The sequence below is a fragment of the Streptomyces sp. NPDC059002 genome (genome assembly GCF_042740435.1).
Lineage (GTDB): Bacteria > Actinomycetota > Actinomycetes > Streptomycetales > Streptomycetaceae > Streptomyces.
Genome location: NZ_JBHYJI010000113.1, coordinates 1 through 10,058 on the forward strand (window position 1 = coordinate 1; position 10,058 = coordinate 10,058).

General features: G+C 73.2%; 2 protein-coding genes. Both read left to right on the forward strand.

Features of this window, described 5'->3' with window-relative positions:
* Positions 1–7,916 (forward strand): amino acid adenylation domain-containing protein (locus ACFWZ2_RS42720; RefSeq protein ID WP_384555212.1); only part of this gene is annotated, 7,916 nt, incomplete at its 5' end.
* Positions 7,913–10,058, forward strand: a 2,146-nt coding sequence (locus tag ACFWZ2_RS42725) for a condensation domain-containing protein (protein WP_384555213.1), incomplete at its 3' end; no start/stop codon positions are given. The genes ACFWZ2_RS42720 and ACFWZ2_RS42725, both read left to right, overlap by 4 nt.

Below are 10,058 nucleotides of genomic sequence, written 5' to 3' on the forward strand. Positions count from 1 at the left end.
TGGCCGACCGGCACGAGAGTCTGCGCACGGTCTTTCCCGACGTCGGTGGCGTGCCTTTCCAGAAGGTGCTCGACGGAGCGGCCGGTCGGCCACGGTTGCTGGTCACGGAGGTCGGCGATGCGCAGCCCGACAGCGTGCTGGCGGAACAGGCGGCCCAAGGTTTCGACCTGCGCGTTGACGTGCCGTGGCGGGCCTCGTTGCTGGTGCTCGGCGCCGGGGAGTTCGTGCTGTCGGTCGTGGCGCATCACGTGGCGGTGGACGGCTGGTCGATGGGGGTTCTGGCGCGGGATCTGGAGGCGGCGTATGGGGCGCGGTGCGAGGGGCGGGCTCCGGGGTGGGCGCCGTTGGGCGTGCAGTACGCGGACTACGCGTTGTGGCAGCGGGAGGTCCTGGGTGATCTGGACGACCCGGACAGCGTGATCAGCGGTCAACTCGCCTACTGGCGCCGGACGTTGGCCGGAGTCCCGCAGGAGCTGGCACTTCCGGTGGACCGGGCGCGGCCCGCGGTGCCCTCGTTCCAGGGGCGGCGCGTGCCCGTCGGTGCGGACGCGGGGACGCATGCGCGGTTGGTGGAGGTGGCGGGTCGGGGTCGGGCGACGATGTTCATGGTCGTGCATGCGGCGGTGGGGGTGTTGCTCTCGCGGTTGGGTGCGGGTGAGGACATCGTGGTGGGGACTCCGGCGGCGGGTCGTGGGGATGCGGCGCTGGAGGAGTTGGCCGGGTTCTTCGTCAACACCCTCGTTCTGCGGGCCGACTTGACCGGGGATCCGACCTTCGCGGAGCTGCTTGAGCGGGTGCGGGCCACGGACCTCGCCGCCTACGCCCACCAGGACGTTCCCTTCGAGCGCCTCGTGGACGAGGTCAACCCGTCGCGATCGGTGTCCCGCAACCCGCTCTTCCAGGTGATGCTGGCCCTGGAGAACGTGCCCGAGCCGGAGTGGAGGCTGCGGGGCGCGCAGGTGCTTTCGGCGTCGATGACCGCGCCCGCCGCCCGGTTCGACCTGGCGGTGACGCTGACGGAGCGCCGCGACGAGCACGGCGGCCCGGGCGGTCTCGACGGCGACATCCTCTACGCGACCGACCTCTTCGACGAGGGCACGGCCCACACCCTGGCGGACCGGCTGACACGCGTCCTTGAGCAGGTCGCCGCCGACCCGGAGATCCGGCTCAGCGAGGTCGACATCCTGACGACGGCCGAACGGTCGCGGGTGGTGGAGCAGTGGAACGACACCCGTCGGCCGGTGGCGGCCGGTTCGGTGCCGGCCGCATTCGAGGCCCGGGCGGCGCTGACGCCGGACGCCGTGGCGGTGGTCGCCGGTGAACAGGCCCTGTCGTACGGGCAGTTGGACACGGCGGCGAATCGTTTGGCCGGGCACTTGGTCGGGCTTGGGGTGGGCCGGGAGTCGCGGGTGGGTCTGTGCCTGCCGCGGGGCGTGGACATGGTGGTGGCGGAGCTCGCGGTGTGGAAGGCGGGTGGTGCGTTCGTGCCGCTGGACCCGGAGTATCCGGCGGACCGGCTTGCGTTCATGGTTGCCGACAGTGGTGCGGAGGTCGTGCTCGGTGTCGGTGGGTCGCTGGCCGGGGTGTCGGTGGGGGCGGCGCGGGTGGTGCTCCTCGGCGAGGAAGTACTTGAGCCTGAGCCTGCCGGGGCGTCGGGGACGTACGCCGGGCCTGATCAACTCGCCTACGTCATCTACACGTCGGGCTCGACCGGCCGTCCCAAGGGTGTGGCGGTGGCGCACGGCGGTCTGATGAACCTGGCCGAGGCGATGCGGCCCGTGCTCGGCGTGGCTGAGGGGGTCGTCGCGTTGCAGTTCGCGTCGTTCAGCTTCGACGCCGCAGTGCTGGACGTGGCGGTGACGCTGGCGGGTGGGGGCACGCTGGCGATCGCGTCGGCGGAGGAGCGGGCGGAGCCGGGCGCGTTGGCGGAGATGCTGCGGCGCACAGGGGTGGGTACGGCGAGTGTGGTGCCGTCGCTGCTGGGGGTGCTGGATCCGGCGGCGGTCGACGGCGTCGGGAACTGGGTCCTTGGCGCTGAGTTGCTGACCGCGGATCTGGCGAGTCGGTGGACCGGTCAGGCGCGGGTGTGGAACACCTACGGGCCGACCGAGACGACGGTGATGGCCACGGCGGGTCCGGTGGATGCCGGTGTCGGCCCGGGTGACGCGTCGCCGTCGATCGGGCGCCCGCTGAGCAACGTACGCACGTATGTCCTGGACGGATTCCTGCAGCCGGTTGCCGTCGGTGCGACGGGTGAGCTGTACATCGCGGGGCCGGGTGTGGCGCGCGGATATGTGGGGCGGCCGGGGCTGACGGCTGAGCGGTTCGTGGCGTGCCCGTTCGGTGCGGGCTCCGGTGACGGCTCCGGTGATGGTGACGGTGGCGGGCGGATGTACCGGACCGGCGACCTGGCCCGGTGGACCTTCGACGGGCAGCTCCTGTTCGCGGGGCGTGCGGACGAGCAGGTGAAGATCCGTGGGTTCCGGGTGGAGCCGGGCGAGGTAGAGGCGGTGCTGGCCGCGCATCCGGCCGTGCGTCAGGCCGCCGTGGTCGTACGCGAGGACCGCCCCGGCGACAAGCGCCTCATCGGCTACGTCGTGCCCGATGGCGGACGAGACCTCTCTCCTCAGGACGTACGCAGTCATGTGACCGCCCAATTACCGGAGTTCATGGTCCCGGCGGCGGTGCTCGTGCTCGACGCGCTGCCGCTCACGGTGAACGGGAAGCTCGACCGGGCCGCCCTGCCCGCGCCCGACTTCGCCTCCCGCGTCACGGGCCGGGAGCCGCGCACCCAGACCGAGGAGATCCTGTGCGGCCTGTTCGCCGAGGTGCTCGGCCTTGAGTGGGTCGGCATCGAGGACGGCTTCTTCGATCTCGGCGGGGATTCGTTGTTGGGGATGCGGTTGGTGGCTCGGGTGCGGGCGGTGCTTGAGATGGAGGTGGGGATTGGGGAGTTGTTCGGGGCGCCGACGGTGGAGGGGTTGGCGCGTTTCGTGAGCGTGGGCGAGGGCGCTGGTGTGGGGCGGGTGGCGCTGCGGGCGGGGGTGCGTCCGGGTGTGGTGCCGTTGTCTTTTGCGCAGCAGCGGATGTGGTTCCTGAATCGGTTGGAGGAGACGGTTCCGGGTGCGGCGGCTGCGTACAACTTGCCGTTGGTGCTCAGGATTTCGGGCGCGCTGGATGTTGCCGCGTTGGAGGCCGCTCTCGGTGATGTGGCCGACCGGCACGAGAGTCTGCGCACGGTCTTTCCCGACGTCGGTGGCGTGCCCTTCCAGAAGGTGCTCGACGGTGACGCGGGCCGTCCGCCGTTGACCGTGGTGCGGGCGGACGAGGACCGCGTGGCGGAGCTGCTCGCCGGGCAGCTGGCCGAGGGCTTCGATCTGCGCGTGGATGTGCCGTGGCGGGTCTGGCTGCTTGCGGTCGGCCCCGGGGAGTTCGTGCTGTCGGTGGTGGCGCACCACGTGGCGGTGGACGGCTGGTCGATGGGGGTTCTGGCGCGGGATCTGGAGGCGGCGTACGGGGCGCGGTGCGAGGGGCGGGCTCCGGGGTGGGTGCCGTTGGCGGTGCAGTACGCGGACTATGCGCTGTGGCAGCGGGAGGCCTTGGGTGATCTGGACGACCCGGACAGCGTGATCAGCGGTCAACTCACCTACTGGCGTGCGGCATTGGAGGACGCGCCGCAGGAACTGGCGCTCCCCGTGGACCGGGCGCGGCCCGCGGTGCCGTCCTTCCGGGGGCGGATGGTGTCCGTCGGCGCGGATGCCGAGACGCATGCGCGGTTGGTGGAGGTGGCGGGTCGGGGTCGGGCGACGATGTTCATGGTCGTGCATGCGGCGGTGGGGGTGTTGCTCTCGCGGTTGGGTGCGGGTGAGGACATCGTGGTGGGGGCTCCGGCGGCGGGTCGTGGGGATGCGGCGCTGGAGGAGTTGGCCGGGTTCTTCGTCAACACCCTTGTGCTGCGGGCCGACTTGACCGGGGATCCGACCTTCGCGGAGCTGCTTGAGCGGGTGCGGGCCACGGACCTCGCCGCCTACGCCCACCAAGACGTCCCCTTCGAGCGCCTCGTGGACGAGCTCAACCCGTCACGTTCGCTGTCCCGCAACCCGCTCTTCCAGGTGATGCTGGCCCTCCAGAACGTGCCGGAGGTCGAGTGGGAGCTGCCGGGCGTCTCGGTGCGGCCCGCGCCCCTGCCGCCCGAACTCGCCGCCCGGTTCGACCTGACGCTCTCCGTCGTCGAGCGGCGCGACGAACGCGGGGCGCCCGCCGGTCTCGACGGCGAGATCCTCTACGCGACGGACCTCTTCGACGAGGGCACCGCCCTCGCCCTCGCGGAACGCCTCGCCCACGTCCTCCAGCAGGTCGCCGCCGACCCGGAGATCCGGCTCAGCGAGGTCGACATCCTGACGGCGGCCGAACGGTCGCGGCTCCTCGGCCACTGGAACGACACGGCGACCGCCGGTCCCGCCGCCCTCGCCCCCGAGCTGTTCGGCCGACAGGCGGAGCGGACGCCGGACGCGGTGGCGCTGGTGGCGGGGGCGTCCGGGGCGTCCGGGGTGTCCTGGGTGTCCGGGGCGTCGGGGGCCTTGGAGGGCTCCGGGGCTTCGGGGGCGCCAGAGGCCCCGGAACCGGGGCCCGCGCCCGCATCGCCCGAACACCCCCTGACCTACGCCGAGTTGGCATCCGGAGCGGGCCGCCTCGCGCGCCACCTGATCCACCTCGGCGTCGGCCCTGAGTGCCGGGTCGCCGTCGTCGGCGAGCGGTCGGCGGAGTTCGTCGTGGCGCTGCTCGCGGTGGCGATGGCGGGTGGCGTGTTCGTCCCGGTGGACGCGGGCTATCCGGCGGAGCGGATCGCGTACGTGCTGGGCGACGCCGCCCCGGACGTGGTCCTGTGCACCGAGGCCGTGCGGGGTGCGGTGCCCGAGGACTTCGCGGGGCAGGTCGTCGTGGCGGACGACCCGGCGGTGGCGGACGCGTTGGCGCGGTGTGCCGGGGGCCCGGTCGGTGACGCGGAGCGGCTGGCTCCGTTGCGGGCGGACCACGCCGCGTACGTCATCTACACCTCGGGCTCGACCGGGGCGCCCAAGGGGGTCGCGGTGTCGCACGGCGGGCTGCGGAACCTCGTGGCGGAGAACGTCGAGCGGTACGAGGTCGGTGCGGACAGCAGCGTCCTGCAGCTCGTCTCGCCCAGCTTCGACGTCTCCATGGCGGACATCTGGCCGACGCTGTGCGCGGGCGGACGCCTCGTACTGGCCCCCGCGCGCCTGGACGTGACCGGCGCGGAGCTGGGCGGCCTCATCCGCGCGCGCCGCGTCACCCACGCGGCGATCCCCCCGGCCTTCCTCTCCCAGATGCTCGCCGAGGACCTGCCGGACCTGCGGGTGCTGATCACCGGCGGTGAGGCCATGCCCGCGGAGGTGCGCCGGCGCTGGTCGACGGGGCGCGCCATGTTCAACCAGTACGGCGTCACCGAGTCGACGGTCATCTCCACGGTGAACCTGATAGCCGACGGTGCGGGCGGCGGCGAAGGCCGTGGTGACGCCGCCCCGTCGATCGGCCGCCCGATCGCCAACACCCAGGTGTACGTGCTGGATTCGGCCCTGCGGCCGGTGCCGGTGGGTGTGGCGGGCGAGCTGTACGTGGCGGGGGCCGGGCTCGCACGCGGGTATCTGCGGCGTGCGGGCCTGTCGGCGCAGCGGTTCGTGGCCTGCCCGTTCGGGCCCGGCGAGCGGATGTACCGGACCGGCGACGTGGTGCGGTGGACCGGCGGCGGGGAACTCGTCTTCGCCGGGCGCGCGGACGAGCAGATCAAGATCCGCGGGCACCGGATCGAACCCGGCGAGGTCGAGGCCGCCCTCGCGAGCTGCCCCGGAGTGCGCCAGGCGGCGGTCGTGGTCAGGGAGGACCGGCCCGGCGAGCGCCGCCTGATCGGCTACGCGGCCGCCGACGCACGGACCGTCGACGGGCGGACGGTGCGGGCCTTCGCGGCCGGTGTGCTGCCCGAGTACATGGTGCCCACGGCGGTCGTCGTCCTCGACGCGCTGCCCCGCACGGCGAACGGCAAGGTGGACCGCGCCGCCCTGCCGGTGCCCGACTTCGCCGAACGGGTCGCGGGGCGGGCGCCGCGCACCCCGGCCGAGGAGATCCTGTGCACCCTCTTCGCCGAGATGCTCGGCCTCGACCGCGTCGGCGCCGACGACAGCTTCTTCGAACTGGGCGGCGACTCGATCAGCTCCATGCAACTGGTCTCGCGGGCACGGCGCATGGGCCTCGTCGTGACGCCCCGGCAGGTGTTCGAGGAGAAGACCCCCGAGCGTCTCGCGGACGTGGCGGAGGTCACCGACGACGCGACGCCCGAGCACGGCGGCGGCGTCGGCGAGGTGCCCTGGACACCCGTGATGCGGTCGTTCGGCGAGCGAGCGGCGGCCGCCGGATTCACGCAGTGGATGACGCTCGGCGCCCCGGCCGGTCTCGGCCTGGACGTCCTGGCGGCCGGTCTCGCCGCCGTCCTCGACACACACGACATGCTGCGGGCGCGAGCCGTGCCCGGCGAGCCGAAGCTGATCGTCGGCGAGCGGGGGTCCGTCGACGCGACGGGACTGGTGTCGCGGGTCGACGCGCGGGGGGCGGCGGAAACGGCTTCCCGCACCGAAGCGGCGGACACGGCCACCCGCACCGACACGACGGAACCCGAGGCCGCCCCCACCACCCTCGACGACCTCGCCGGCCACGCCGCGCGTGCCGTCGCCGAGCGGCTCGACCCGGCGGCCGGTGACATGGTGCGGGCGGTGTGGGTGGACGCCGGTCCCGGCAGGGTCGGCCGACTGGTCCTCGTGGTGCACCACTTGGTGGTCGACGGGGTGTCCTGGCGGATCCTGATCCCCGACCTGCGGGCGGCCTGCGAGGCGGTGGCCGCAGGGCGCGAGCCCGCACTCGACCCGGTGGGCACCCCGTTCCTGCGGTGGGCGGAACTGCTCGCGGCGGAGGCCGCCGACGAACGCAGGGTCGCGGAACTCACGGACTGGCTCGCCCTGCTCGGGGCGCCCCGACGCCCCCTGGGGCGCAGGGCGTTGGACCGTACGACCGACACGGCGCGGACACTGCGCCGCCGCTCCTGGGCGGTGCCGCCGCACCAGGCGGCCACCCTGGTGGGCCGGACGACGACCGCGTTCCACTGCGGCGTCGACGACGTGCTGCTCGCGACGCTCGCGGGCGCCGTCGCGCACTGGCGGCCGGGCGCGGGCGCCGGACTCCTGGTGACGGTCGAGGGACACGGCCGCGAGCCGCTCGGGGATACCGACCTGTCGCGCACGGTCGGCTGGTTCACCGGCGCGCACCCCGTGCGTCTGGAGGTGACAGGCACCGACCTGGACGCCGCTATGGCGGGCGGCGGGGCGGCGGGTACGTTGGTGAAGGCCGTCAAGGAGCAGGCCAGGGCGGTGCCGGGCGACGGACTCGGCTACGAACTCCTGCGCCACCTCAACCCCGGGACGGGCCCGGCCCTCGACGCCGCACCGGCCGCGCAGATCGGCTTCAACTACCTGGGCCGGTTCGCCGCGGGGGCCGACGCGGGCCCGCTCGGCGCCTGGGAGCTGGCCGGTGCGGCGGGCGTCGGCGGCTCGGCCGGGCAGGACATGCCCGCGATGCACGTCCTGGAAGGCATCGCGGTCGTCCGGGACACCCCGGAAGGACCCGAACTCACCGTCACGCTCAGCTGGCCCGACCGTCTCCTCTCGGCGGCCGACGTGGAGCACATCGGCCGTACCTGGACGCGGCTGCTCGGCGGTCTCGCCGCGCACACCGACGATCCCGGTGCGGGCGGCCACACCCCCTCCGACTTCCATCTGCTCGACCTCGAACAGGACGAGATCGACCAATTCCAAGCGATCGCAGCAAAACTAGAGGGAGGCCTGTCCCGGTGAAGTCCTCAACCGCCGCCCACGGCTCGGCCCTGACCGGAGTGTGGCCGCTGTCGCCGCTGCAGGAAGGACTCCTGTTCCACTCCGACTTCGACGACCGGGGCCCCGACGTCTACGCCGTCCAGTTCCTGCTGGCCGTGGAAGGCCCTCTGGACGCCGCCCGGTTGCGGACCTCCTGGGAGCAACTGCTCGGCAGGCACGCGGCGTTGCGGGCGAGCTTCCACCGCAGGAAGAACGGCGAGGCCGTCCAGCTCATCACCCGGAACGTGACACCGCCCTGGCGCGAGGTCGATCTCTCCGGGATCGCCGAGCCCGACCGGTCGGACCAGGCGGAGAAGCTGGCCGCGCAGGAACGGGCGGAACGCCTCGACCTCACCGTCCCGCCCCTGCTGCGCCTGCTCCTCATCCGCCTCGGCGACCACCGGCACCGCCTCGTCGTGACGTCCCACCACCTCCTGATGGACGGCTGGTCGATGCCGGTGCTCCTGAACGAACTGGCGACGGTGTACGAAGCGGGCGGCGACGCCTCCGCGCTGCGCCGCGCGGCCTCGTACGGCGACTACCTGGCCTGGCTCGGCCGACAGGACAAGGAGGCGGCACGGGCCGCCTGGCGGGCGGAACTCGCGGGGGCCGACCAGCCCACACTCGTGGCACCGGCGGACCGGGGCGCGAGCCCCGTCCTGCCGGACGAGAGCATGGCGCAGCTCTCCGAAGAGTCCACCCGCGCCCTGGTCGACATGGCCAGGGCCCACGGCCTGACCGTCAACACTCTGGTGCAGGGCGCCTGGGCGCTGGTGCTCGCACGTCTCGCCGGACGTACGGACGTGGTGTTCGGCGCCACCGTGGCCGGGCGGCCCACGGACCTGCCCGGCGCCGAGTCGATGGTCGGCCTGCTCATCAACACGCTCCCGGTGCGCGTACGCCTCGACGGGGCGCAGCCCGTGACCGACCTGCTCGCCCGGCTCCAGGAACGCCAGTCCGCCCTCTTCGCCCACCAGCACATGGGCCTCGCCGAGATCCAGCGGCTCGCGGGCCCCGGCGCCGTCTTCGACACGCTCATGGTGTTCGAGAACTACCCGCAGCCCCCCGCGGCACCCCCCACCCCCGACCTGCCCACCTTCACCGCGTCCGCCGGCCACCAGGCCACCAACTACCCCCTCACCCTCGGCATCCTCGTGACCGACCGCGTCACGGTCCGCGTCACGTCCCGCCCCGACCTCATCGCCCGCCACGAGGCCGCCGAAGCCGGGCAGCGGCTCCTCCGCGTCCTCGAACAGCTCGTCGCCGCCCCCTCCGCACCGGTGTCCCGGATCGACGTACTGACCGAGTCCGAGCGGTCGCGCGTGGTGGACCACTGGAACGCCACGCGCCGCACGGTGGCGGCGGGTTCGGTGCTGGAGGCGTTCGAGGAACGGGTGCGGCTCTCACCGGACGCGGTGGCCGTCGTCTCGGGTGAACGTGCCCTGTCGTACGGTGAGTTGGACGCGTCGTCGAATCGGCTGGCCCGGTATCTGGTCGGCCTGGGGGTGGGCCGGGAGTCGCGGGTGGGTCTGTGTCTGCCGCGTGGTGTGGACATGGTGGTGGCGGAGCTTGCGGTGTGGAAGGCGGGCGGTGCGTTCGTTCCGCTCGACCCGGAGTATCCGGCGGACCGGCTTGCGTTCATGGTTGCCGACAGCGGTGCGGAGGTCGTGCTCGGTGTCGGTGGGTCGCTGGCCGGGGTGTCGGTCGGCACGGCGCGGGTGGTGCTCCTCGACGGGGTGGAGCTTGACGCGGAGCCTGCCGGGCCGTTGGAAACACATGCCGGGTGGGATCAACTCGCCTACGTCATCTACACGTCGGGTTCGACGGGTCGCCCCAAGGGCGTGGCGGTGGCCCACGACGGGCTGGTCAACCTGGCGGAGGCCATGCGGCCGGTGCTGGGTGTGGCCGAGGGGGTCGTCGCGTTGCAGTTCGCGTCGTTCAGCTTCGACGCGGCGGTGCTGGACGTGGCGGTGACGCTGGCGGGTGGCGGAACGCTCGCGATCGCGTCGGCCGAAGAGCGCGCCGAACCGGGCCTGTTGGCGGCGATGATCCAGGCGGCCGGGGTGGGTACGGCGAGCGTGGTGCCGTCGCTGCTGGGGGTGCTGGATCCGGCGGCGGTCGGCG